This is a genomic window from Glycomyces tarimensis (genome assembly GCF_054776215.1).
The window spans coordinates 15,165-40,957 of record NZ_BAAHCB010000016.1 but is presented as its reverse complement, the minus strand read 5'-3'; the positions used below and the strand labels follow the sequence as shown (position 1 = coordinate 40,957).

Sequence of the window (25,793 nt, the reverse complement as noted above, 5' to 3'; positions counted from 1 at the left end):
GCCGTCCTTGAAGATCGGGTGGCCGAACAGGTTCGTCGTCGCCGTCGTGACCTTCAGGCCGGTGTCGTCCAGGGCCTTGCGGAAGGCGCCGATCTTGGCGTCCTTCTCGGCGTCGTCGAAGTCGAACACGTCGTTGTCGTGGAAGTTCACGCCGTACGCGCCGATCTCGGCGAGCTTGCGCACGGCCCGGTCGGCCGCCATCGGCGCCCGCGTCGCGGGACCGAACACGTCTTGGGCCGCCCAACCGACCGTCCAGATCCCGAACGAGAACTTGTCCTCGGGGACGGGCGTGTACTTGTCGCTCATGGTGTCTGTCCTTTGCTGCTTCAGTTGTCGGTGATGTCGACGCCGGTGGTCATGACGCGCTCACCGTCGATCGTGCGAACCTTGCCGGTGATCCGGAACTGTTCGGCGAGCGGCAGGTCGAGGCTCGAGTGCCCGACCGCGACGGTGAAGGCGCCCGGCTCGACGATGCGCCTGCCGGCGCGCCCGGTGAACGAGGTGCGGTCGGCGTGGAGGCGGAAGGTGACGCGCTTGGTCTCGCCGGCGTCGAGGTCGAGGCGGGCGTAGCCGACCAGTTCGCGCACCGGCCGGGTCACCTGTGCGACCTCGTCGGACAGGTAGAGCTGGACGACGTCGCCGCCGGCGCGCTCGCCGGTGTTGGTCACGCAGACCGACACCAGCACCTCGCCGTCGTTCGCGATGGTGTGGTCGCTCAGGCGCAGGTCGCCGTATTCGAAGCTCGTGTACGACTTGCCGTGCCCGAACGGGTAGAGCGGTGTCGGGTCGATATTGGACACGCCTTCGCTGTGGTGCCCGAGCGGCGGGGCGATGTAGGTGCCCGGCTGACCGCCTCCGATGGCGGGGACACCGACCGGCAGGTGGCCGCTGGGGTTGATCCGTCCGGACAGGACGCCCGCGATGGCCGCGCCGCCCTCCTCGCCGGGCAGGAACGCCTGCACGACGGCGGAGCAGCGCCCGGCGAAGTCGCCGAGGGCGTAGGGGCGGCCCGAGACCACGACGAGGACCGTCGGGGTGCCGGTGGCGAGCACGGCCTCGACGAGATCGGCCTGAGCGCCCGGGAGCCCCAGGTCGAGCGCGTCGCAGCCCTCACCGGAGGTGCCGCGCCCGAACAGCCGGGCGAGGTCGCCGACGGCCAGGACGGCCACGTCGGCGGCTTCGGCCGCGGCCGCTGCGGCGGCGATGCCGCTGCGGTCGAGGTCGCGGATCGGGGCGCCCGGGGTGTGGTCGATGGTCGCCTCGGGCAGTTCGGCGCGGAGGGTCTCCAGCAGGGAGCGCACTTCGACGCCGGTGCCCTCCTCTTCCTTCTGGGACAGCACGTGGTTGGGGAAGGAGTAGCAGCCCATGAACGTCCACGGGTTGTCGCCGGTCGGGCCGATGAGGGCGATGTCGCTCTTCCCGGCGGGCAGGGGCAGGATGCCGTCGTTGTCGAGCAGCACGACCGACTTCTCGGCGATCTCGGCGGCCAGCGCCCGGTTGCCTTCGCTGTCGAGGTCGACCTGCGGGTTCGGGGCCGGCAGTTCGGGCTCGGCGTCGAGCAGTCCGAGTTCGGCCTTCTGGTGCAGTACGCGGCGCACGGCGGTGTCGACGACCGCTTCGTCGAGTTCGCCGGAGGCGACCTTGTCGACCAGGCGGGTGTAGGCGTCGGCGCCGGGCAGTTCGACGTCGATGCCGGCCTCGAGCGCCACGGCGCCGGAGTCGGTGCGGTCGGCGGTGACGCGGTGCATCATGTCGAGGAAGGCGATGGCCCAGTAGTCGGAGACGACGGTGCCGGTGAAGCCCCATTGCTCCCGGAGGGTCCCGGTGAGCAGTTCGCGGTTGGCCGCGGCGGGCACGCCGTCGACGTCGGCGTAGGAGTTCATGACCGAGCGGGTGCCGCCCAGGCGCACGGCCATCTCGAACGGCGGGAGGATGATGTCGGCGAACTCTCTGGGGCCCATGGAGACGGGCGCGTGGTTGCGGGCGGCCCGGGAGGCGGAGTAACCGGCGAAGTGCTTCAGGGTGGCGATGACGCCGGCCGATTCGAGGCCGCGCACGTACGCGGTGCCGGTGGTGCCGACGAGGTAGGGGTCCTCTCCCATGGTCTCTTCGACGCGGCCCCACCGGTAGTCGCGGACGACGTCCATGACCGGTGAGAGTCCCTGGTGGACGCCGACGGCGCGCATGTCGGCGCCGATGCGCGCGGCCATGCGCTCGGTGAGCTCGGGGTCGAAGGCCGCGGCCCAGGCCAGCGACGTCGGGTAGACCGTCGCGCCGTAGGTGGTGAAGCCGGTCAGGCACTCCTCGTGGGCGATGGCGGGGATGCCGAGTCGGCTCAGCTCGACGATGCGCCGCTGCATCCGCTCGAGCTTCTCGGCCCCTTCGGCGGCGGTGACCGGCCCGGTGCCGAAGGCGCGGGTGATGTGGCCGAGCCCGTTCGCGACCGCCTTGTCGAAGTCCTCGACCGCGCCGCGCATGGCGTCCTCCATCGGCGCGACGCCGCCGTCGGCGCCGCCGCTCTCGGTGGGCTCGCCGCCGTCGCCCTCATCGATGTGCGGCGGCCAGAAGCTGCCGAGCTGGCCGAGCTTCTCCTCGAGGGTCATGGTCGCGAGCAGCGCCTCCACCCGCTCGGCGGGGGTGGCCGCCGGATCGCGCCAGTCGGTGGACTTTGCCATGGTGGAACTCTCTCTTTCGTTATTTTCCGAATCCGGCGGTCAGGCCGGACACCAGTTGTCGGCGGGCGACGATGTACGCGGCGAGCATCGGCAGGACCGACAGGACGACGGCGGCGAGCACGGCCGGGACGTCGATGCCGAACTGGCCCTGGAAGCTCCACAGCGACAGCGGGATGACGCGGGTCGAGGCGCTCTGGGTGAGCACCAGCGGGAACAGGAAGCTGTTCCAGACCTGGAGCGTCTGGTAGACCCCGACGGTCGCCAGCGCGGGCCGCGAGAGCGGCACGACCAGGCGCAGCAGGATCTTCCATTCGGTGGCGCCGTCCATGCGCATGGACTCGAACAGCGACTCGGGGATCTCGCGCAGGAAGTTCGTCAGGATCAGCAGCGTCAGCGGGATGGCGAACGCGATCGACGGCAGGATGAGCGCGAGCAGCGTGTCGTAGAGCCCGAGCTGGACGATCAGGTAGAAGACCGGGATGATCGCGGCCTGGATCGGGATGGCGATGCCCAGCAGGGCGACGCGGAAGAGCTGCCTGCCGAACGCGTTCTTGCTGCGCACGACCACGTAGGCCGCCATGATCGACACGGCGAGGGTGATGCTCACGGTGGCGACGGTGACGATGACGCTGTTGACGAAGAACAGCAGGAAGTCGTTCTCGAGCACGCGGACGTAGGCGTCGAGCGTCGCGTTCGAGGGCCACGACAGCGGGTTCTCGGAGAAGTAGTCGGCCTGCGGGCGCAGGCTCGTGACGAAGATGTAGTAGATCGGCAGGATGATGATCGCGAGCCACAGCCAGGCGCTGAGCGCACCGAGGACGTTGGGACGGGTCGAGGTGGGCTTGGACATTACGATCCCTCCGAGGCGCTGTCCATCCGGCTGGCGCCGGTGATCCGGTTCAGGCCGAGTGCGACGGCGAGCCCGACGACGACGAGGACGACCGCGAGGACGCTGGCCTGGCCCATCTCGTAGGAGCGGAAACCGGTGAGGTACATGTCGAGCGGCAGGACGCGGGTGGCGTTGCCTGGGCCGCCGCCGGTGAGCACGAAGATGAGGTCGAAGTAGGTCAGGGACCCGACGGTCATGATCGTGGTCGAGGTGACGATCGTGTACTTCAGCATCGGCAGGGTGATCCGGAAGAACTGGGCGACCGGCCCGGCCCCGTCGATGCGGGACGCCTCGTACAGCTCCTTGGGGATCTGACGGGTGCCGGCCTGGTAGATGAGCGTGTGGAACGGAATGAAGCACCACCCGATCACGAACACGACCACGTACAGGGCGAGATCAGGGTCGCCGAGCCAGTTCTGGGTGAGCAGCTCGAGGTTGAGCGCCCGGCCGGCCCCGAAGTTCGGGTCGAGCAGGGCGGTGAAGGTGATGGCCACGGCCGCGGAGCTGAACAGCAGCGGCAGGAAGAACAGTGTGGCCAGCACGGCCCGGTAGCGCTGGCGGCCGGCGAGGAAGACGCCGAGCAGGAGGCTCACCGGGGCCTGGAACACGACGCACAGGAAGGTGAGCTTGAAGGTCAGCCACAGTGCGTTGCGCGAGACCGGGTCGTTGGCGGCCGCCTCCCAGTTGCTGAGGCCGGCCCAGGTGATGGGGCCGAGGCTGTCCCAGTTGACGAAGGACAGCGCGAAGACGCCGAACAGCGGGATGACCGCGAAGACGCCGAAGAAGACCAGGGCCGGGACGGCCATCCATTTGGAGGGCCCGGCCGAGCGCGCGCCGCGGCGGCGCGCGCCCTTCCGGATCGCGTGGCTCGTGCTCGTCACAGCGTGGCGTCCATCGCCGAGGCGAACTCTTCTGCGGTCAGGTCGCCGAGGAACAGCTGGGAGAGGTTGTTCAGCAGCTCCTGCGCCTGGTCGGCGGGGAGCGCCTGGTCCCACGACAGCTGGAAGTTGGGCGCGTCGCGGACCATTTCGTAGTTGAGCGTGAGGAACTCGGCGTTGTCGGCCTCGGCGATGCGGTCCTCGATGCCGACCACGGGCGGGACGGCCCCGATCGAGAGCAGCTCTTCGATGTGCTCGTCGTCGTAGATCGCCTCGGAGAGGTAGGAGGTGGCGGTCTCCTGGGCCTCGTCGGAGTCGTGCGCGGAGACGGACCAGAAGTTGGCCGGGTTGCCGACGATGTTGTTCGGGTCGCCGATGCCGTCTTCGACGCTCGGGAAGTTCGAGAATCCGAAGCCGCCGCTCTCGACGAGGTCGGGAGCGTTGTTGACGACGTCGGGGTAGATCCAGCTGCCCTGGAGGATCATGCCGGCCGCGCCCGTGTAGACGAGGGCCTGGTCGGCTCCGGCGTCGGCGACGACGGAGGCGAAGTTGTCGCCGAAGGCGCCGACGTCGACGAGCTGGGTGATCATATCGGCGGCGCGGACCATGTCCGGGTGCGACCAGGCACCGGCCTCGCCGGCGAGGACGCGGTTGAAGCACTCGGCGCCGCCGACGCGGTCGGCGAGGTACTCGATCCACATCAGTTCGGGCCAGACGCTCTGCCCGGCCAGGGCGATCGGCGTGACGCCTTCGCTCTTGAGCGCTTCGATGGAGGACAGGAGCTCGTCCCAGGTGGTCGGCTGCTCGGTGCCGGCCGACTGGAGCACCTCGTTGTTGTAGTACATGATGATCGGCTGAGACTGGTTGTTCGGGACGGCGTAGACCCTGTCGTCGATCATGCCGGTGGCGGCCACGGACGGCAGCACGCGGTCGATGAGAGCCGAGGTGTCGTCGGTGAGGTCGATGACGTAGTCGTTCTCGACGTACTCGTTCAGTGTGGCGCCGGCCCAGCCGAAGATGAGCGTCGGCGCGTTGCCGGAGCCGATCGCGGTGCGGATCTTCTCCTTGTAGGCGTCGTTCGCGAAGTACTCGGAGGAGATCTGATTGTCCGGGTTGGCTTCGTTCCAGGATTCGAACGAGGCGCGCATGGCGGTTTCGGCCCCGCCGGTGAGTCCCCAAGCGGTCGCGCCGTCACCGCCCGGGCCACTGGGCTCGTTGCCGTTGCACGCGCTTGCGGCGGCGATGACGGGTGCCGAGGCGCCGAATGCCAGAAGGGTGCGGCGGCGAGTTCCAAGCTTCATTGCTGGAGTCCTTCCTCCGGGCCGGAGCCCGAATACTCAGTTTATGAGAAACAGTTTCGACACTGTTTCTGAATGTTTCGAACGTACGCCCTGTACATCGGTGCGTCAAGTCACAGAAGTATAAAGGACCACCCCCAGAACCAAGAAAATCGACAGACCGGGACCTCGGGCTTGGAAACTTTTTCGCGGACCGGATAGAATGACGGCACACATGAAGACAAGGTGCAAGCGATGACCAGACCGGCCAACCCCCGTGCGACGCTCGCCGCCGTCGCCGAGCGCGCGGGCGTCTCCAAGGCCACCGCCTCCAAAGTGCTCAACGGCAGGCCCGGCGTCTCCGAGGAGACGAGGCGGCAAGTGCAGCAGGCGATCGCCGAACTCGGCTACATGCCCAGCACCGGCCCGAGGGAGCCGGTCGCGCGCAACTCGATCCACGTCGTCTTCGACATGATCATCAACATGTACTCCCTGTACGTGCTCGACGGCGTCCTCAGCGCCGGCACCGAGCTGGGCGTCGACGTCGTCACCAGCGCCCTGGGCACCGGCGGCGTGGTCCCCGAGGCGTCGCTGGGCGTCGACAAGATCAAGGAGATCGCCTCACGCGGCCACTCCGGCCTCATCGTGGTGACCACCCAGCTGACCGGCGAGGAGATCGCCCTGTGCGAGAGCCTCGGGCTGCCGCTGGTGGTCATCGACCCGCTCAACCCCCTCGACGACCGCGTCACCAGCGTCGGCGCCACCAACTGGGCCGGCGGCGTGCAGGCGACCCGGCACCTGCTGAAGCTGGGGCACCGGCGCATCGCCTTCGCGGGCGGACCCGAGCACTCCGTCCCCGGCCGCGAGCGCCTGCACGGCTACCGCGAGGCGCTGGAGACGGCCGGCCTGACGCCCGATCCGCTGCTGACGAGCCACGGCGCCTTCGCGCCCGAGACCGGATCGAAGGCCGCGGAGTTCCTGCTGGACATGGCCGAGCCGCCGACGGCGATCTTCGCCGGCAGCGACGTCATCGCCTTGGGCGCCCTGCGCGTCGCCCAGCACCGCGGAATGGCGATCCCGGGCGACTTGAGCATCGTCGGCTTCGACGACGTCTACGGCGTCATGTGGACCGAACCGGCGCTCACCACCGTCCGCCAGCCGCTGCGCCAGATGGGCCGCGTCGCCGCGCGCACGGTCCTCGGCCTGGCCGACGGCAAGCGCCCCGACTCCCACCACGTCCAGCTGGCGACGAGCCTGGTCGTCCGCGAGTCGACCGCCCCGCCCCGAGACTGACCCGTGCGTTGCGTTCCCGAGCCGCGGCGTATATGCTGTTCCATTAAATCGATTCAATTAGATGTATCGATGGCGGCGCTTCCGTGGAAACCCGGCATCTCCACGCCGACGCCGCTGTTTCCCACCACCCGGTGGGAGCGGTGCCCCGCACCGTCCACAATGCGAAACGCGCGGAGTCAACATGCGAAACCCCCCGACGAGACGATGGAAGACCCTGGCGGCCGTGTCCGCGGCCGCCCTGGCAGTGACGGTGCCGGCGGTGTGGGCCGTCGGCGCCAACGCCGCCACCGGATGCTCGGTCACCTACACGGTGGCGAATCAATGGCCCGGCGGCTTCACCGCCGGGGTCGAGGTGACGAACCTGGGCGACCCTGTCAGCTCCTGGACCCTCGAGTGGGACTACGGCGCCGGCCAGCAGATCACCAGCGCCTGGAACGCCGACGTCGCGCAGTCCGGCTCGTCCGTGACCGCCGAGAACCTCTCGTACAACGGCACCATCGCCGGCGGCGGCACCGTCGGCTTCGGCTTCAACGGCTCGTGGTCGTCCTCGAATCCGGCACCGACCGCGTTCACGCTCAACGGCGTCGCCTGCGACGGCGCGGTGGACCCCACCGGCGAGCCGACCACCGACGAACCGACCTCCGAGGAGCCCACCGACGATCCGACCGGGGAGCCCGGTCAAGGCGGCGACGGGAACCACCAGGCCGAGGCGCTCACGCGCGGCGTGACGGTCGTGCCCTCGGGCGGCGGCAACCTCGTCAGCTGGCGGCTGCTCGGCACCGACGACGAGAACACGGCCTTCAACGTCTACCGCGACGGCACCAAGCTGCACTCCTCGCCGATCACCGGCGCGACGAACTACCTCGACAGCGGCGGCTCGTCCGGCGCGCAGTACAGCGTCAGCGCCGTGACCGGCGGGAGCGAGGGCTCTGAAGCGGGCGCAGAGGTCCGGTTCAACTCCTCCGGCTACTTCGACATCCCGATCCAGCGGCCTTCGGGCAGCGGCTTCACCTACGAGGCCAACGACGCCAGCGTCGGCGACCTGGACGGTGACGGCGACTACGAGTACATCGTCAAGTGGTACCCGTCGAACGCCAAGGACAACTCGCAGTCCGGGGTCACCGGCAACACGATCATCGACGCCTACCGGCTCGACGGCACGCGTCTGTGGCGGATCGACCTGGGGCGCAATATCCGCTCCGGCGCGCACTACACGCAGTTCCAGGTGTACGACTACGACGGTGACGGCGACGCCGAGATCGCCATGAAGACCGCCGACGCCACCGTTGACGGCCGGGGCGGCGTCATCGGCAACGCGAGCGCCGACCACCGCAACGGCGACGGCTACGTGCTGGCCGGCCCGGAGTACCTGACGATCTTCGACGGGCGCACCGGTGCGGCGATCGACACCGTGGACTACCAGCCGCCGCGCGGCAACGTCTCGAACTGGGGCGACAACTACGGCAACCGCGTCGACCGGTTCCTCGCCGGCACCGCGTACCTGGACGGCGCGAGCCCGTCGATGATCTTCGCCCGCGGCTACTACACGCGCTCGGTGATCTGGGCGGTCGACTTCGACGGCCAGAACCTGTCCACGCGCTGGATCTTCGACTCGGACCAGGCCGGTTCGCAGTACGCGGGCCAAGGCGCGCACAGTCTCTCGATCGCCGACCTCAACGGCGACGGCCGCCAGGACGTCGTCTACGGGGCGATGGCGATCGGCTCGGACGGCCGGGCGCTGTGGAACACCAGGTTCGGCCACGGGGACGCGCTGCACGTGAGCGACTTCGTGCCGAGCCGCAGCGGCCAGGAGGTGTTCATGGTGCACGAGAGCGGCAGCCAGCCGTCCTCCAGCCTCGTCGCCGCGAACGGGACGGTCCTGTTCCAGACGAGCCCGAGCGGCGACAACGGCCGCGGCGTGGCCGCGAACGTCGATGCCGGCAACCCGGGCGCGGAGTATTGGTCCTCGAATGTCAGCGGCCTGCTGAACGCCTCGGGGTCCAACATCGGCTCCAAGCCGAGCTCGGCGAACTTCCTGGCATGGTGGGACGGCGACGGCGAGCGGGAGCTGCTGGACGACACCCACATCGACAACCACTCCCCCGGCCAGCGCCTGCTGACCGGCTCGGGCGTGTCGTCGAACAACGGCACCAAGGCGAACCCGGCGCTCTCGGCGGACCTGTTCGGCGACTGGCGCGAAGAGGTGATCTGGCGGACCAGCGACTCCTCGGCGCTGCGGATCTACGCCACGCCGCACGAAACGGACCTGCGCATCGCGACGCTGATGCACGACCCGCAGTACCGTGTGGCGATCGCGTGGCAGAACACCGCTTACAACCAGCCGCCGCACCCGAGCTTCTACATCGGCAGCGACATGTCGGCCGCCCCTTGGCCGGACATCTTCACGCCGTAGGGCCTGCGATCGTGAGGGGCGGGCCCGGCCGGGCCCGCCCCTCACGCGTATGCGCTAACTCGGCGTAGCGCCGGTGATGGTGAGCTGGTACGGGAACGGGTCGCCGACCCCGACTTCCCACATCGGATAGTTCCGGTGCTCCGACGGGGTCGCCGCGACGACGAGCATCAGGTGCGTCTCACCGCTCTGGAGGCTGAGGCTCGCGGTCTCGCCGGGCGAGAACTGCCCGCCGTAGCGGACCGAGAAGTCGGAGCCGACGGCGACGAGCTGGAAGCGCCAGTCCGCGCCGGAGAGGTTCGACAGGCCCTGGAGCTGGACGCTCACTGCTCCCCCGCTCGGGTCGAGCCGGAAGATGTTGTGCCCGTACTGGTGCGGGGCGTCGCCGTTCGCGACCCGGTACTGGTCGCCGCCCTGGCTCTGCAGCGGATCGGTGTGCAGCGGCCGGTAGGAGCCGCTCCCCCACAGGTCGCCGCGGATCGCCTGGCCGTCGGTGAAGTCGTACACGACCTGCCGGGACGCGTAGTCGCCGATGAGCTCGGCGAACCCTTCGTGGTCCAGGCCGAGGACGCGTTTGATCGTGTCGATCGGGTGCTCGTTCTGCCGCGCCTCGTACCAGAACCGGTCGATGACCTCCGGGCCGTAGGTGTCGCGGATGGTGTTGAACAGCATCCAGTCGCCGTAGTAGGTCTCCTGGGCGAGCCAGCGGAAGTGCTGGCGGTCGAGGTAGTAGCCGGAGCCGCGGACGACATCCGGTCGCTTCATGCGGGCCATGTAGTTGGCGTGCGCCTCCCACACGGGCCCGGCCACCGGGTTGCCGTGGCCCCAGCCGCCGCCGTTGCCGTTGGCGGCGTTCATGTCGCTGGCGTAGACCTGCAGGACGTGGTTGAACTCGTGCGACTCGACCCAGTCGTCCCAGGTCTTGTCGTAGGGCATGCACATGTGGCCCAGCCCTATGTCGTCCGCGCCGGCCCAGTTGGCCCTCGGGAGGAAGTCCCCGGACCAGGAGCCGCACAGATAGAGGTTGATCCGGTAGTCCCCACCGGGGTCGTGCTGGGCGGGATCGACCCAGCCGACCTCGTCGACGTAGAAGTCCCAGATCTCCTCCATGTGGTTCGCGACCCACTGGGGGTAGTTGTCGTAGCCGCGCTGCCGGCCCCAGTCGACCACGTCGACGGCGTCGCCCCAGCGGACGGTGAAGTTCTCGGACTCGACGAAGTTGCCGGTCTCGGCGCCGGCATCGGTGAGCAGGCGCGGGACGCGGGACTGCTTCTGCTGCTGGGGCAGGTCGGTGGTGGGTGCGTCGGTGGTGGGCGGCTCGGTGGGGCCGGTGACGTCGCCGCCGCATTCCCGGCCGTTGAGTCTGAAGGCGGCGGGTTCACCGGCGGAGCCGGTGACGATCAGGCCGAACGCCCCGCGGGTCTCGCCGGCCGCGACGGCCGCGTTCCAGCCGACGTCGGAGCCGGTGAACGTCGGGCCGGACTGGCTCCAGTCGACGTTCCAGGCGCTCTGGACGGTGGAGCCGGCCGGCAGGTCGAACTCGATGGTCCAGCCGTCGATGGCGCTGGAGCCTGCCGTGATGGCGACGTCGGCCTGGTGGCCGTTGCCCCATTCGCTGACGATGTCGTATTCGACGGCCTCGCAGGCGGCGGCGTGCGCCGGGTTCGCCGCCACGACTGCCAGCATGCCGGCGGTGAGCGCGCCGCAGGCGAGTGCGACGGCCCCGAGCCGCCGGTGTCGTCCGCGGACTTGTCGGTCTTCCATGGGAAGTCCCCTTCCTCAGTGCGACCGAAAACGCCCGAAAGCGTTTTCGGACATTTACAAGTGTGGATATTATGCCGTATAGGGCGGCACCGATGGAAGACTCTGGCGTTTTCCGAAACTCTTGGAGACCGCAGTGAGCCCCGGCGCGCGCCGGGGCTCACGGGAGGTCGTGGACTGTTCGATGCCGGCGGCTCCCCCGCCACGGCTCCGGTTCCGGCCGCCAAGAGGGCGACTCCGGCCGGTGCGCTGAGCCCGGTTCTTCACCTATGCAAGCGCCAGAACGCGGAGCCGGCCCGGAGGCCTCAGGCGTCTCCGGGCCGGCTCGGACGGCCGCTACGCGGGCGTGCAGGTCACCTCCGGTGAGGCGCTCGGGCCGGTGGCGATGAAGCCCGAGGCGCTCCGGGCCTGCCCGGCGGCGACGTTGCCGTTCCATCCCACGTCGGAGACGGTCACCGAGGAGCCGTTCGCGGTGAGGTCGGCGTTCCAGGAGCTGGTGATGCGCTGGCCGCCCGGCCATGTCCACGTCAGAGTCCAGCCGTCGATGCTTTCGGATCCGGCAGTCACCGAAACGCTGCCCTGCCAGCCCGAGCCCCAGTCGCCCGCGACCTCGACGGTGGCCTCGCATCCGCCTTCGGCGGGCTCGCTCGGCTCGTCGGTGATGGGATCGGTCGGCTCCTCGACGGGGTCGTCGAGGCCGAAGAAGTCCATGACGTACGGCGCCATCTGGGCGGTGATCACGTTGTGGCCGACGCCTTCGACGCTGATCGCCTCGACCGGCGCCTGGGAGCCGGTGCCGCCGTATCGGGTCCGGTTCCAGTTCGACTGCGGCCGGTCGTTGAACGACGGCGTCCGGGAGACGCCGTGGACGTTCGTCCACTGCTTGATCTGCTCGTCGAAGTTGGGGTAGCGCAGGGTGTCGTCCTCAGTGCCGTGCCAGGTCTGCATGCGCGGGCGCTCCCCGCTGTAACCGGGGTAGGCGCCCCGCACCAGGTCGCCCCACTGCTGCGGGGTGCGGACGATCTGGCCGCCCGCGCACTCGGAGTTCCACTCCGAACCGTTGGTCGTCGCGAAGCACCCGAAGGGGACTCCGGCGAAGGCCGAGCCGGCCTCGAAGACGTCGGGGTAGAGGCCGAGGAGGACGTTGGTCATCATCGCGCCCGACGAGACGCCCGTCGCGAAGACGCGGTCCTCGTCGATCGTGTAGTTCGACTCGACCCAGTCGATCATGGACTTGATGCTCACCGGGTCGCTGCCGCCGTCGCGCGTCAGCGCCTGGGGCGAGGCGACGTCGAAGCACTTGCTGCTGCGGGTGACCGAGGGGTAGAGCACGATGAAGCCGTGCTGCTCGGCCAGTCTGGCGTATTCGGTGCCGTTGTAGAAGTCCGGGCCCGAGCCGGTGCACCAGTGGACGCCCACCAGGAGCGGCGCTTCGGCTAGCACGTTGTCCGGCACGTACAGGTACATCTCGAGGTTGCCGGGGTTGGCGCCGAAGTCGGTGACCTGGGTGAGCTGCGCGGTCGGCACCGGGCTGGTCTGCGCCTCGGCCTGCCTCGGCAGAGTGAGGGCGAGAAGTGCGGCGGCGATGACGCACAGCGCGGTCGCCAGGGCCACCGCGCTGAGTCTGATCGACGAAGACATGGGGTATTCCTTGTCTGGCACGCGGCAGCGGTCATAGCAGCGCTCCCAAACACCGGACGCCCGTCGACCTGTGCCGCGAAAGCCGAGCAATCGAGGACAATGTCATGAGGGTCCGCACAGAATATATCGATTCACGTCTATACACAACCGCCGCAGTGGCATTGCCTCGGAACTGGAAGCCTCACCGCAATCGCGAGAGAACCAGTTCGACCGCCTCGGCACCGATCACGGGGATGCCGTATCGGCGGGCCTTGGTCGCCTTGCCGGACATGGAATCGGCGTCCGCGGCCACCACGAGCGCGGTCTGCTTCGTGACATTGGGCGCCACGCGCAGACCGGCCGACTCCAGCCGATCGGCCCAGTACTGTTTGGACTCCGCGAACGAGCCGGTGAGGACCACCAGGTCTCCTTGCTTCAGTTCGTGCCGAATGCCGCGCTGGGGTGGCGCCTCAGTGGTCGTGGCCGACTGGAGCGCCCGATCGACCTCGTCGCCCGGCAACGACAAGAGCGCCGCCACGAGCTTGAGGTCGTCCCGCTCGGCATCGCTGACGACGCCGTCCTCCACAGCGGCCGCGGCCAATGCCTCGAGGTAGCCGCGGTGCAGCTTGAGCGCCGTCCCTCGCGTGATCCCCAGCTCTGCGGCCAGCGCCACGAGCTCGTCGGCCTCCGCGGCCGAGACGTGCCGGTCGATGAGCGCGCGGTCGAGCATGGACAGATAGACGTCCGCCTGTGGCGGGTCGGGCACGCGCGGCAAGTGGTCGACGAGGCGTCCGAGGAAGTCCGCACCTCCGGCGGCACCGGCGCCGCGCTGCACCGTCTCGCAGACCACGGTGGGCAGCTTCGGCCAGCACAGCTGCCGAGCGACCTCGCTCAGCTCGGCCCATGGAGGGACCACGCTCGTGCTGCCGAGGTAGAACGTCAGCAGTCGGGCCGTCGCCAGGACGTCGGAGAGCGCCTCGTGCGGCCGGTCGTTGCCGATGCCGGCCTCCTCGCAGCAGTCCGCGAGGGAGCGCCGCACACCAGGGAGAAAGTGCGACGCCCATTGCATGGTGCACAGGCCGCATTCGGTGAGGTTCGGGATCGCGACGCCGAGCCGGCCGTATTCACCGGCGAGCATCCGGCTGTCGAAGGCGATGTTGTGCGCGACCGGAATCCTTCCGGCGAGGCGCGCGAGGACTTCGCCGGCGATCTGGTCGAACGTCGGCGCCTTGCGGACGTCGGCGGCTCTGATGCCGTGCAGCTCCTGCGGGCCGAGATCGCGCCGGGGATTGACGAGCGTGGCCCAGCGGTCGGTGACCTTGCCGTCTTCGTCGACGTGCGCCACGGCGATCTCGACGATTCGGTCCTTGCTGTACAGACCGGTTGTCTCCACATCGAACACCGCATACATGACGCTCCGATTCGCCTCCTCAACGCTGAGTGACTCAACTGTATCGAGGCCCGCTCAGGCGGCGACTTGCCCGCCTTTGGGCCGGTGTCAGATGACGGCGTTGACGGGGACCTCCAGCAGCGGCCCGGAACACGCCTCGCCTTCGGCGACGACCATGGGCTGGTCTCGGTACTCGATCTCGTCCTCGATGCGCGCCAAGGTCTTCTCCCATTCGCCGAGGGTGCCCGACACTCGAACGGGGCCCATCGGAATGACGATCTGCTCGTCCCCGGCCGAGACCGACACGGGCGCACCCGCGATGTGCAGCTCGGAGTTGAGTCCGAGCGAGGCGTCCTGCAGCGCCGAGTACAGCTCGGGCAGATCGCAGACGCCCTCCCACTTCCGGCCGTCGGCGAGCACCTCGACGTGCAGTTGGTCGTCGCCGCCTTCGGGGACCACGTATGTGAAGTCCACGACGAGGCCCTCCATCGGGTCGGTCGTCTGGCCGGCTTGGAGGAGCCGTTGCGGCCGTAGCCGGTCGAGGATCGCGTTCATGGCGTCGGCGAGCATTTCGCGGCGGCGGGCCAGGAAGGCTCGGTACTCGGTGACTTCCCACAGCGACCGGTCGGCCGGGATCGAGTGCGCAAGTAGCTCGCTCTCGGGCAGCTTGAGGGCCGGAAGGTAGTCGACCGGGCGCTTCGCGCTGATGCTGCGGTTGGCTCGCCCGGCGATGAAGACGAGATTGGCCAGGTCGTTGATCTCGGTCCTGCTGTATCCGCTGTCGCTGCGCCGCAGCAGGGCCTGCGGGAACACGTGGTGGTATTCGAGCTTGTGCCCGCCCTCGGCCGCGACTGAGACGGCCGCCCCCGACCACCAGTCGTGGGCGCCTTGGGACTTGGCGGCGAGGAAGCTCAGCATGAAGTACGGACTGCCGGTCGTGCGGTCTTCGAGGTCCTTCGGCGTGACCACGAGTCGTCCGCGCGGCAGTTCGAGGCGGTCGAGGAGCCGGTTGATGCCGTCGGGTCGGCGCGCGTCGGGGATGTCCTGGCCGAGTTTCGTGTCGGTGGAGCCGCTGTAGCGGTTCCGCAGTGTGGCGGCGAGGAACCAGTACAAGACGCTGTTGGCGGCCTCGGCCTCCATCGGCTCATCGGAGCGCTCGCCGAGCAGCACCACGAGCGGCAGCAGTACGACCAGCGATTTGAGGAGGCTGCTGTGGGTGACGCCGAGGTTCTCCTTCAGCAGCGGCACCAGGTGCCGCAGGCCGCGCCGCACGGTCTCCCATCCGGCGTCGAGTTCCTCGTCGGTCTTCGAGAGCAGCTGCTTGTTGGACGCCGGAGTGAGGCCGCGTCCGAGGACGGCGGCGGTGAGGGCGCGTGCCAGGAACGGCAGGTCCAGGTCGGCCCAGCCGCGTTCGGTCCAGTACGCGGCCTCCTCCTCGAGTTGGGAGAGCGTTCCGGGCCGTCGGGCCGAGAGTGTCGCCAGCGCGAGGTCCATGCGCTTGAGGGGTCTGCCGCTGTTGATGCGGATGAAGATCTCGGAGACCTCTTCGTATTCGAAGTCGCCGAGGATCTCCAGGTGCACCGTCCGCTCCTTGATCTTCGCGAGTCGCGACAGGCGCTCGTGGATGACGCTCTGGCCGAGTTCGGTAAGCCGCTCGGCGAGGCTCATAGTGAGTTCGAAAGCGTCGAGCTTGCCGGCGACGATGTCGTGGACCTTGAGCCATCGGGCGTCGGCGACGGTCGAGGCGCTCTGGTTCTGGAACCGCTCGGTCTCCACGTTGAACACGATCTGGGCGGACCGGTGGTCGTTGAAGACCCGGTGCAGGGACGTGAGGCGCTGCTGGCCGTCGAGCAGGTACAGCGGTGCGCTGTTCTCGGCGGGGGCGGCGTCGATGTCGGCTTCACGCGTCAGCGGAGCGATGTCGGCGCGCCAGAACAGGAGCGAGCCGATCGGGTAGCCGCGGTACAGCGAGTCGATGAACGTCGCGACCTGGGTCGGTTTCCACACGTAACCGCGTTGCACCTCGGGCAGTTTGACGGCTCCGGTCGAAATCTGGGGCACCAAATGGGAGAGTTGCCAGGTGGTGGATTCGAGTCGCACGGGGTGGATTCCTTCCTTGGTCACCGGTCGAGGTGAAGCAGCGGTGTGGGTTCGCCGGACCAGGTGAAGACGACCTCGTCGCGTGCGCGGGTAGCGGCGACGAAGAGCAGGTTCCTGGCCTTGTCGGTCTCGAGCTCGTAGCGCTGGGGGTCGGTGTCGGCGAGCTTGCGCACGTGGCTGTACGGGAAGTGCTCGGCACCGATGCCGCAGATCATCATGAACCGGTATTCGAGTCCTTTGAGGCGATGCATGGTGCCGACGTGGACGGCGTCGGCTCCGGGGCTGCGCTCGGGCGAGAGGGCACGCGCGGTGATGCCTTCGGCGCGGAGGACGGCGATGACCTTGTCGATCATGGCCTTGGTCGGGACGGTCACGGCGACGCCGCTGGGCGGGTGTTCGGCGGTCCACGCCTTCACTTGGGCGGCGATCTCGACGAGCTCGTCGTCCGGCGTCGGCTGTGGCCTGAACTGCGGTTTCGCGCCGCTCATGACCGAGCGATATCCGGCGAGGCTGTCGAGGTCGCCGTCGAGGTCGTCGGCCTTCGCGTCGGCTTCGATGGCGAGGGCGGTGGTGAGGATCTCCTTGGTGGTGCGGTAGTTCAGGGTCAGCCGCTTGGAGCGGCCTCTGATGTCGACGCCGAGCCGGCCGAGCGTGACGGGTTGTCCGTAGATGCGTTGGAAGGTGTCGCCGGCGATGAAGAGGTCGTCGGCGTCCTCGGGTGCGAGGGCGCGCAGGAGCCGCCAGTGCGCGGCGGTGAGGTCTTGGGCCTCGTCGATGACGATGTGCCGGTAGCGGTAGCGGCCTTTGAAGCGGTGTTCCTCGGCGAGCGCGGTGGCGGCGCGCAGTTGGGGCCAGCACCAGGCGTCCTCGTCGGCGAGCCGCTGGTTGAACCGTTCGACGAGGTCCCACACGCGGGCACGTTGGAGTCGGTTGAGTCTGCGGGGACGCCTGATGCGGCGGGCCTGGAAGTACTCGGATCGGCTGGTGAGGAGCTGCGCGCAGATGACGTCGGTCCATTCGCCGAGGAGGAATTCACCGTCGAGTTCGGTCTCGCCGACCTGCCGGCACAGCTCGTTCCACCATCCGCGCATTTCACGGTCGTCGAGCGGGCGTCCGAGCCGACGGCCGTCTTCGACGGCGAGGCGATAGACGACGCTGTCGAGGTGTTCGACGTCGACGCGGTTCATGGCGTCCTCGTCCAGCAGCAGGCCCAGTTTGTTCCTGAGGTCGGCGGCGAGGTTCTTGGTGAAGGTGGTGAGCAGGACGCGGCCGTCCGAGTCGGCTTTGCGGGCGAGGCGGGCGGCGCGGTGGAGTGCGACGACGGTCTTGCCGGTGCCGGGGCCGCCGCTGACGCGCGCCGGTCCTTTGTAAGTGCGGTCGATGATGCGCTTCTGCGTCGGGTGGGGCCAGACGCGCCAGGCATCGAAGCCGTCGTCGAGCATGGCGGCGACGGCTCGGTCTGAGCTGGTGACCATGCTGGCTTCGCGGCTGACGGCGGTCTCGAGGTCGGTGGTGTCGACCGGACCGGTCGCCTTGACGGGGGCGGTGATGAGGTCTTCGACCTCGTCGAGGCTGAAGCCGGCGTCGAGCGCCCTGAGGACTTCAGCGGTGTGGTGTGGCGCGACGGCGCAGAAGGCTGTCAGCTGCGATTCGCTCGTGATCTGTCGGATGGACGGCATGAGCGGTTCGGCGACGCCGAGGTCGAGCAGTTCGGCGTCGGTATAGGGCTCGAACAGCCCGACCGTCGCGGGGGCCTTCGGTTTGGTCTCGGTTCTAGGCCGGACCTGCTCGGGCGCGGAGGCGCTGACGGCGTCGCGGAGGTCGTCGTGGTCGAGCACTTCGAAGGCGCCGGTGACGCGGTTGACGACCGGTTCGTAGCGGTCGTCGAGCCGGTCGTAGGCCGATCCTCTCGCTTCGACGGCGATGAGCGCGAAGTGGGCGTGGCCGATCTTGCACATGATGGCCCGGTAGTCGTCGGTGATGCGGGCGGACCACAGGCCGCGATTCCCCTTGAGCTGCTTGAGTCGCAAACCGGGTTGGTTCATGTTGGCGCAGAACTTGGACTGGAAGTCCGCGAAGCGGTCGCGGACCACTCGGTCGAGCTTGTCGAGATGTCGGGTGGCGTTGCTCTGGATCGTCAACATCGCGTTCTGACGTTCGGCCATGGCGGCTCCCGGTCGTCATCGAGGGGCGGGCGTGGTCCGTATCGGCGTTCGGAGGAGGGGCGCTGATCTTACCGTGTGTCGCACCGAAGGGGCGCTCCGTGTCCCTCCTTTGAGGGACACGGAGCGGGCCCCGTCAGATCCGTTCGAGGACACCTGCGCTGACAAGGGCTTTCAGGTGTTCGGCGGTGCGTTGGGGAGCGGCTCCGCCCTTGACGAGCACGCCGGCCTCGAGGTTGTGTTCGAGGCCGGAGCCGGTGAAATTCGCGCTGGTGACGAGGAGGGTGTCGGCGTCGGCCAGAGCGAGTTTGGCATGGAGCTTGGCGTCTTCGGGCCGGGCCGCTGGCGTCCAGGTGTAGCGCTTGACGCCGTTCAGACTCGCGAACGCGTGGGCGGGTTCGGACCCGGCGATGGCCGAGCCGGCTCCGGCGAGCGTTTCGATCGCCAGGGAGACGGCCACACCGCGGTCGAGTGCCGAGGAGAGGCCCGCGAGGAGGTCCCGGTGCGGCTTGGCGGAGTACGTCGACAGCCACAGTTCGCGCCGGCTGGCTGCGATGACGCCGAGGAGCGCCCTGAGCGTGGAGCGGACGGGCACTCCGTGGACGGACGGGCCGGTCCAGACGATCTCGGCGGCCTGTGACCTTCGGGCGAAGCCGGCGCAGAGGCCGTCGACGTAGGCGGCGGCCTTGTCGGGACCCCATGCTTGGGCCGCGGCGGCGAGATTCGCGATCGCGTCGGCGGCCTCGGGCCTGCCGATGCGTTCGGCGATGATCGCCGGGGAGGTGCCCGCGACGATATCGCCGATCTGGGCGGCGAGCGCCGTCGAACCGATGTGCCCGAGCAGCGCTTCGGCCCGATCGCGGACGGCGTGCTGCGCGTTCATTTCCATGTGTCGAAGAAGGACAGACCATCGCCGAGGTCGACGACGAAGCGGGGTCGAGAAAGCGGTTCCCGCGCTCACAGGTGGTCTCAGAGACGAACAGGCACGAGTGGCAAGCGGCGCCGTGCAGCGAGTCGGACGGTTCGGCGGGGAGGTGATCGGCGCACACCGGGTCACCGGAGCAGTGTGCGGCGTCGGTGAGCGCTCGTCGGACGATGCGGGTCAGATGCCGGGGCTCGGCGAGGCTGACAAGGCCGCCGAGCGTGCCTTGTCGCCGGTGTCGCGGACCTCGGCGATGTCGTCTTCGGCCTCGGCGAAGGAGTTCGGGGTGACCTTCATGCCGACCCACAGGCCGATCCGGAACGGCTCGTCGCCGAACGCCTCGGGCGCGTCGCGGCGCAGCAGCTCGGCGGCGCAGACGAGCGTGGAGGCGCGCTGGAACTGCTGGGAGGTGAGCAGCCGGAGGGTGTAGCGCATGAAGACCGCGACGCCGGCGGCCGCGTCCCGGGCCTCCTCCCCTGTGCCGGTGACGCCTTGGAACCGGCGCATGGCGAGCGTGAACGCGGCCAGGCCGAGGTAGGCCTCGGTCTTGCCGCCACCGGTCGGGAAGAACAGGAGGTCGACCAGGCCGTAGCGCGTGGCGGCGCGCTCGTCGTGGCCGGGATCGGCTAGGCTCGCGAGGTTCAGCAGCAGGAACGCGAGCTGGAACGGCCGCCAGGAGGCCGCTGCGGGGCCTCGCGCCTCGACTACGACTTTCGCGGCCGGGAAGTCGGCTCCGGTGGCGGCCCGGTGGGAGGCGATCTGGGTGTGGAGGCGCTGGGCGGCCATCGCCGATTGGGCGAACCTGAAGGCCCGCAGGGCGTCGGCGTGGTGTTCGGCACTCTCGTCGGTCAGCAGGCGCACGCCCTCGGCGATCCGCCCGGCCATCTTGCGCGCCTGCTTCAGTGACTCCGTGGCGTGCTCGCGCATCTGGGGCGGGAGGCCCTCGACGCGCGGCGCCTGCTCGTCGAGCCAGGCGGCGTAGCCGTCGGCCAAGGGCGCGAGGCCCGCTCGGAGTCGGGCCGTGTCGGCCTCGGCGAGCGCCGCCATGGACAGTTCCAGGCCGGCGAGGTGCGGTGACTCCTTTGGGCTGGGCGCAGAGGTGCCGGGGACGTCGGTGACCGGCACCCATTCGGTGCGCAGCAGATAGGCGCGGCGGCCCTCGGCGATCTCTGCTTTCACAGCGACGTTGCGACCCTTGACGTGTTCGAGCTTGTTGCGGTACAGCAGCCGCAGGCGCATGTCCTCGGCGTCCTCGGTGGCGGCGTCGGAGAGCTCGTCGTGGAGCGGATCGTCGAACGGCAGAAAGATCGGGGCGGCGCCGTTGAGGGCGCGGACGGTCAGGCGCGGCTGGCGTTGAAGCGGGGTTCGCGCTGGCCGTTGACAAGGCTGACGTCGACCACGGTGCAGTCGTCGCGGCGGCGGGTCTCGACGTGCAGGAGCACGCAGGCCTCGTCCGGGGACGAGCCGGTCAGCGGGAGGCGCTCGGTGCCGTGCGCGAGGCGGATCTCCCGTTCATAGACGACGGGGCTGCGCTGCCACTGCCGCCGTTCCTTGCCGTCGTCGTCGGGCAGTGTGACTTTCTCGTAGTGGCCCCATTCGGCGGTGATATGAACCGATTCGGTCTCGGGCGCCAGTTTGAAGGACAGGCCCATGCTGGAGGCCCACAGGCGGCCGGCGTCGACCGGCGGGTTCTTGTCGGGGAGTTCGGCATCCTCGGTGCCGACGACCATGCTCTCGCCGTCGTCGAGGGTGTCGGGGTTCGCGTCGGGGTCCTCGGGTTCGGCGGCGGGCCCGCGCAGGGTCTTGGGGCCGAGCTGGCCGACGAGGTAGCGGTCGCGCGGCGAGGATCGCATGACCTCGGTGTCGCCTTCCCAGGGGCCGAGCAGGTCGCGCCTGATGTATTCGATCAGGCCGTCGCGGACCTGGAAGGAGTCGGCTGGCTCGAACGGCTGGGGCTCGTGGAGGAGCTGAGCGGGAGTCGGTCGTTGAGCGGATGCTGCGGACGGGGACGGGGACGGGGACGGGGACGGACGAGAGCAGAGCTGTCCGAACTGGTCAGATCGGTTCCGCTCGCGGCATAAAGCACCGATTGTTCCCGCGATTCGAGATATGCGGGGTCTGTGTACCCTGCGGATTGCGAGAAGTTCGCTACCCTCGGGTACCGGTCGAGCCACCTCCCCCAGTGGCGCGCAACTCACCCCATCACGCCTGGAGGCCCCATGAGCGACAGGATCGAAGTCGACTACGAGATCGTCGGCGAAATCGGGCGAACAGTCTGCCCCGACATCGCGAACTTCTACGACGACATCGGGTCGAAGGCCGCCACTGCTGGACGCAGCAGAGGCAGCGCTTTCGGCGACCACGGGCTCGCCGACGTGTGGAACGACATGTTCAACCTGTTCTACGACGTCGTCCACGAGACGGGCCAGAACATTCGGGCGCTCGGACCGACCCTCGTCCAGATCGCCACCGACCTGGAGGTACTCGAAGGCGAGCTCGTCCAGACCTTCGGCGAACAAGAGGCGGCCATCGAACAGAACGGCTACTCCTCGACTCCCTCGGCCAACTTTGAAGACGCGCCGACGCAAGCCCCCGACCCGGAGCACAAGGACGAGAATCCCTATGCCGACCAGCTCGCCGATGGCGACCAGCCGGTCTGACGAGAGGAGGCGAAATGGGATTCTGGGACGACGTCAAGGAAGCGGCCGACAACGCCGCTTCCTATACCGGCTCGAAGTACTACGAGGGCATCGACTTCGGTTCATTGCCGAACACCTACGGCGACATCATGTCGAAGATCGACGATCTGCACCCGGCATTCGTGGAGATGTACCAGCGCGAGAAGGCGCTCGCGGCATGGCCCGACTACGCGTTCATCATCAGCCTGTCCGAGGATGAGGCGCAACGAAGGTCCAACTCCAACAACAACTCGATACTCGGCAACACCAGCACACAGGACCTCCAGTACCCCCACAAGCCGTCGAGCGTTCTCCCGTTCCGAGTGCCACAGGACGCCGGCGACGGGGACCAGCAGGCGATCGACGGCGAAGCGCGCACTGACGCCGAATCGGCGATCACAGAAATCCGGACCGCCTTCAAAGCATCCCTCGATGACGGCTCACTCGCCAGTGCGGACGTCCTGCTGCGTCAACTGGCGACCACGGCCGAGTCCATAGACGCGCTGATCGTCACCCACGACCAGGCCGGGTTCAAACGAATTCGCGCGATGTTCGAAGACTGGCAGGGCAGCGACGCCGACGCCGGCATGGAGAAATACGGGGACCGCCTGCGCCCGGCCGCCGGTGTCCACCGTCAGATCCTTGCCAACCTCATGGCCGGCGCCGCAGCGGAATGCGCCGCGAAACTCACCGCGCAAGTCCAACTCGGCGAGGCACTCGACAAGGTGCACGCCAAGATCGAGTACCTCAAGACCGGAATGGACCCTGGCATCAAGGTCGTGACCCGGACCGCTTTCAACGAGATACCGCACTCCGGCTCGGTGATCAGCTTCATCGACGGCGCCTTCGAGATGGTCGGGGGCGATGACGCCTTGGTGAGCAACTGGGTGAACGGCTTCTTCGAGTCGCTCGAATACGAGTACGAGATGGCACTCGCACCACAGCACGGCTCGATTCTCAGATCCGAGCTGCTCGCCACCGCGACTTCCGTGACGGAGACCTTGCGGGCAGCACGCGACGACGCGGAAGGCAGACTCGGCCTCGATTTCGGAACGTGGGAGGGCTGGTATCGCTCGGACCCGCAGATGCTCATCCCCGGAGAGAAGGATTGATGCGAGCGACGATGAATCGCCGCCTCACGGCGACCAACGTGTCGATGGTGCTCCTGCTCGCGCTCGCCTCGAGCTCCTGCACTGCTGACGATCCCGATGTGGAGCCGATACCCTCGCCAGAGCCCGAATCGGAGTCGCTGTACTACGAGATGCCCACCGATCCCTGTGCGGTCATCGATCTGACGGCGCTCGAAGCGCTGGTCGGCGCTGTGGAGTCCACCGGTCCCGACTACGCGGACGAAGACGAGACGTTCACGCTCTCGGGACGCACGCATTGCAATGTCACCTTCAACGACGGCACCGACGAGACTCTGATGACCATCTCGCTTGAAATGTTCAGAGAACCGGTCGGCACCGCTTCGGAGCAGGACCCGGACAATGATTTCGGCTTCTTCTGGGCCTACCCCACCGATTCGGGCGAGGACAATCTCGATTCGGTGCCGGATCCCGTCGACATTCCGGTGAGGTCGGCTTGGGAGTCCGCGCAGATGCAGCATTTCACGCAGATCAGCGACGATCGTCTGAGCTGGGATCCCGAAGGGGATGCGATCGCGTTGGTGGGCCGGTTCACCGAGAGCAACGTCGTCGCGCTGGTCGCCTTGACTCGGCAGGGGTTCGGAACGGACCTCGCCCCCGATGCCGAGCCCTACGTCGAACCGATGACCGCACTGGCCGATCAGCTCCACTCGAGTCTCGTCGTGCGATGAGCGACGCAGGGACCGTTGCCGCCGAGGGACCGGTCCCAACTCGCGGTCGTCCGGTCGCCGTCGCCCTGACGTGACTCGTGCCCGCGATGTGGTGGCGCGCGTCCGATCCCGCGGTGTGCCGAGCTCGAACCGAGACCGGGGGTCGGCCGGCAGGCCGAACCCCGGTCCCATCATTCGACGCGTCCGTCTACCACTCGGCGGCGGCCTTGCGGCGGCGCAGCAGTATGAATAGCACCACGCCCGCGGCGAGCACGACCGCGGCGGTGCTGAAGACCAGCGTCAGGGAGACGCCGGTCGTCGGCAGCTTCGGCGACTCGCCGCCACCTGCGAGGTCGTCCGAGTTGAGGCCGAGGACGGCGACATTGTTGTCGAGGTCGGCGTCCAGCACCGGATAGGTCTCCTTGGAGACGTCCCAGTACCCGCCCTCCTCGTCTGTCGTCCAGATCTCGGTGGACTCCTGGATCACCACGAGTCCGTCCGCCGCGGGGGTCGCGTCGGTGACCTCGACCGGCAGCTCCATGGTGTAGCTTCCGCCGACCGGAAGACCTTCCAGACCACTGCACTGGACGTCGATCCGATCGACCTTGAACATCGCCGGGTCGGCCCCGCTGAGCCACTCGTTCACGGCGGCATCGGTGCAGTAGATGTTGTCACCCATATCGATGTGGCCGTATTCGTCGGCGCCGTCGATTTCGACACCCGTAGGCAGCTGGAATGTGACGAGGAAGCTGCCCTCGCCGCTGCCCGGGTGGGGACGGGAGATCGCGTCGGCCGGCCCGTCGTTGCGGATCTCGACGTCGAGCATCGTGCTGCCGATCCCGGCCTCGAGGTTGCGGTCGTCGATCGCAACGTCGTACGGGTTGGCGGCCGAGCGGATCTCCATGCCGGGCGAGTGCTCGAACGTCTCCCGGTCGGTCTGCTCGAACCGCAATTCCTCACCCGAGTCGGGGAAGTCGAGCTCGTCGATGTTGCGCTGCATCCAGGCGTCGACGGGCTCGACGTTGAACCAATTGCGGTAGGTGTGCGGTCCGGGGGCGTTCTCGTCGAGGGTGACCGTCAGCGGGGTGTCGGCCGAGAGCTCGTGGACGACCCCGGGCTGGGGATCGAGATTCTCGAAGAGGCAGAGGTAGTGGCCCCAGTCGGTGACGGCGCAGTTCCTGTAATCGGCGGCCGTGATCAGGTGCTGCTGCTCGGACTCGAAGCTCAAATACACGTCCTGGAAGGTGGTCTCGCCGGAGTTGTAGAAGGCGATCTCGGGCGTGACGGACGCGCCGGGCTCGACGTCCTCGAAGCTGTTGACGGTGGTGCTGTAGCTGGACTCGGGCTCGTCGTCGATCGGCACGAACTGCCAGGTGCCGACGATCTCGGTCGCGTCGTACTCCCCGGGCTTGACCGAGAGCGTGTAGTCGGTGTCGGCGTAGGCACTGACGCTCGGGGGCACAAGTACGTCGAACGACACGGTGAGCCGTTCGTCCCAGGTCGCGGCGTCAGGGATGTCGCAAGTGATGGTCGCGGCCTCGGCGATGCAGCCGGGCTGCTCGGTCTCGAAGCTCAGGCCGCCGAGGTCGTCGGCGAGACCGAAGACCACGTGGAGATCCTCGCTCTCGACTTCGTTGTCGGAGTCGCCGAGGTCGATGTAGAAGTGCGCCTTCTGACGCTGAGTCTCCTCAGACCAGCCGACATGAAATTCGTATGTGTCCGAGGGGAACGCGGCTCCACCGATCGGATACGGCGCCTCTTCCGCCTGGACGGGGCTCGCGATGAGTCCGACACCGAACGCGGCGGTCGCGAGGGCGACCGCCGTGCGGGCGACGGTGCCGCGCCGGGGGTTACGGGGGGTCATGAATCTCCTTGTTCAATTGCTGTTCGGGGTGCGGGCTGCAAACCCGTCAACAATCGACACGCGCAGGCGGTGGGAC

The 25,793-nt window shown here is 68.3% G+C and carries 18 protein-coding genes and 2 pseudogenes; 5 read left to right on the top strand and 15 right to left on the bottom strand.

The genetic code is table 11. From position 1 onward, the window contains the following. The 5 genes and pseudogenes from ACYVK3_RS13145 to ACYVK3_RS13125 form a co-directional block, all read right to left on the bottom strand. Nucleotides 1–306, bottom strand: a pseudogene (locus tag ACYVK3_RS13145) (xylose isomerase); the annotation flags it as partial. Nucleotides 307–326: 20 nt separating this feature from the next. Further along, complete coding sequence (locus ACYVK3_RS13140) at nt 327–2,675, bottom strand: beta-glucosidase family protein (protein WP_460497780.1); 2,349 nt, start codon at nt 2,673–2,675, stop codon at nt 327–329. 19 nt (nt 2,676–2,694) lie between these two features. Beyond that, nucleotides 2,695–3,525, bottom strand: a complete 831-nt coding sequence (locus ACYVK3_RS13135; RefSeq protein WP_460497779.1) for a carbohydrate ABC transporter permease — start codon at nt 3,523–3,525, stop codon at nt 2,695–2,697. Beyond that, complete coding sequence (locus tag ACYVK3_RS13130) at nt 3,525–4,370, bottom strand: carbohydrate ABC transporter permease (protein WP_460497781.1); 846 nt, start codon at nt 4,368–4,370, stop codon at nt 3,525–3,527. Before ACYVK3_RS13130 ends, ACYVK3_RS13135 begins: the two co-directional genes overlap by 1 nt. Nucleotides 4,371–4,441: 71 nt before the next feature. Continuing rightward, on the bottom strand, nt 4,442–5,743 hold the full coding sequence (locus ACYVK3_RS13125) for a type 2 periplasmic-binding domain-containing protein (protein WP_460497778.1): 1,302 nt from the start codon (nt 5,741–5,743) through the stop codon (nt 4,442–4,444). 231 nt (nt 5,744–5,974) lie between these two features. Between ACYVK3_RS13125 and ACYVK3_RS13120 the strand changes: the two genes are divergently transcribed. Beyond that, complete coding sequence (locus ACYVK3_RS13120; protein ID WP_460497777.1) at nt 5,975–7,012, top strand: LacI family DNA-binding transcriptional regulator; 1,038 nt, start codon at nt 5,975–5,977, stop codon at nt 7,010–7,012. Between the two features lie 181 nt (nt 7,013–7,193). After that, nucleotides 7,194–9,425 (top strand): rhamnogalacturonan lyase family protein, encoded by a 2,232-nt coding sequence (locus ACYVK3_RS13115; protein WP_460497776.1) that lies wholly within the window; start codon nt 7,194–7,196, stop codon nt 9,423–9,425. 54 nt (nt 9,426–9,479) lie between these two features. Here ACYVK3_RS13115 and ACYVK3_RS13110 read toward each other — a convergent pair whose 3' ends face one another. The 9 genes and pseudogenes from ACYVK3_RS13110 to ACYVK3_RS13070 all read right to left on the bottom strand — a co-directional run bounded on the left by ACYVK3_RS13110 (nt 9,480) and on the right by ACYVK3_RS13070 (nt 21,230). Further along, a complete protein-coding gene (locus tag ACYVK3_RS13110) occupies nt 9,480–11,186 on the bottom strand; it encodes a DUF6055 domain-containing protein (RefSeq protein ID WP_460497775.1) in 1,707 nt (568 codons plus the stop codon). A gap of 333 nt (nt 11,187–11,519) precedes the next feature. Next, on the bottom strand, nt 11,520–12,824 hold the full coding sequence (locus ACYVK3_RS13105; protein WP_460497774.1) for a CE1 family esterase: 1,305 nt from the start codon (nt 12,822–12,824) through the stop codon (nt 11,520–11,522). A 181-nt stretch (nt 12,825–13,005) separates the two neighbouring features. Beyond that, a complete protein-coding gene (locus tag ACYVK3_RS13100; protein ID WP_460497773.1) occupies nt 13,006–14,196 on the bottom strand; it encodes an exonuclease domain-containing protein in 1,191 nt (396 codons plus the stop codon). Nucleotides 14,197–14,301: 105 nt separating this feature from the next. After that, the gene (locus tag ACYVK3_RS13095; protein WP_460497772.1) at nt 14,302–16,317 is read right to left on the bottom strand and encodes a GmrSD restriction endonuclease domain-containing protein; all 2,016 of its coding nucleotides are present in this window, start codon (nt 16,315–16,317) and stop codon (nt 14,302–14,304) included. After that, nucleotides 16,314–18,458, bottom strand: a complete 2,145-nt coding sequence (locus tag ACYVK3_RS13090) for a UvrD-helicase domain-containing protein (protein ID WP_460497771.1) — start codon at nt 18,456–18,458, stop codon at nt 16,314–16,316. Before ACYVK3_RS13090 ends, ACYVK3_RS13095 begins: the two co-directional genes overlap by 4 nt. Nucleotides 18,459–18,591: 133 nt before the next feature. Then, nucleotides 18,592–19,338: a DISARM system phospholipase D-like protein DrmC gene (gene drmC, locus ACYVK3_RS13085; protein ID WP_460497770.1), complete on the bottom strand. Its 747-nt coding sequence runs from the start codon at nt 19,336–19,338 to the stop codon at nt 18,592–18,594. Next, a pseudogene (locus ACYVK3_RS13080) lies at nt 19,335–19,606 on the bottom strand (DUF1998 domain-containing protein); the annotation flags it as partial. The pseudogene ACYVK3_RS13080 and the gene drmC, both read right to left, overlap by 4 nt. Further along, nucleotides 19,558–20,616: a hypothetical protein gene (locus ACYVK3_RS13075; RefSeq protein WP_460497769.1), complete on the bottom strand. Its 1,059-nt coding sequence runs from the start codon at nt 20,614–20,616 to the stop codon at nt 19,558–19,560. The pseudogene ACYVK3_RS13080 and the gene ACYVK3_RS13075, both read right to left, overlap by 49 nt. A gap of 98 nt (nt 20,617–20,714) precedes the next feature. Next, a complete protein-coding gene (locus ACYVK3_RS13070; protein WP_460497768.1) occupies nt 20,715–21,230 on the bottom strand; it encodes a hypothetical protein in 516 nt (171 codons plus the stop codon). A gap of 366 nt (nt 21,231–21,596) precedes the next feature. Here ACYVK3_RS13070 and ACYVK3_RS13065 point away from each other — a divergent pair, with 366 nt between their 5' ends. From ACYVK3_RS13065 to ACYVK3_RS13055, 3 genes are read left to right on the top strand one after another with little or no spacing between them, the layout of a single operon-like run. Next, a complete protein-coding gene (locus tag ACYVK3_RS13065; RefSeq protein ID WP_460497767.1) occupies nt 21,597–22,037 on the top strand; it encodes a hypothetical protein in 441 nt (146 codons plus the stop codon). Nucleotides 22,038–22,051: 14 nt separating this feature from the next. Beyond that, nucleotides 22,052–23,167, top strand: coding sequence for a hypothetical protein (locus tag ACYVK3_RS13060; RefSeq protein ID WP_460497766.1), 1,116 nt, complete (start codon nt 22,052–22,054; stop codon nt 23,165–23,167). An 11-nt stretch (nt 23,168–23,178) separates the two neighbouring features. Then, the gene (locus ACYVK3_RS13055; RefSeq protein WP_460497765.1) at nt 23,179–23,874 is read left to right on the top strand and encodes a hypothetical protein; all 696 of its coding nucleotides are present in this window, start codon (nt 23,179–23,181) and stop codon (nt 23,872–23,874) included. 187 nt (nt 23,875–24,061) lie between these two features. Here the strand turns inward: ACYVK3_RS13055 and ACYVK3_RS13050 are convergent, their stop codons facing one another. Further along, nucleotides 24,062–25,717: an LPXTG cell wall anchor domain-containing protein gene (locus ACYVK3_RS13050; protein ID WP_460497764.1), complete on the bottom strand. Its 1,656-nt coding sequence runs from the start codon at nt 25,715–25,717 to the stop codon at nt 24,062–24,064. Nucleotides 25,718–25,793 lie beyond the last annotated feature (76 nt).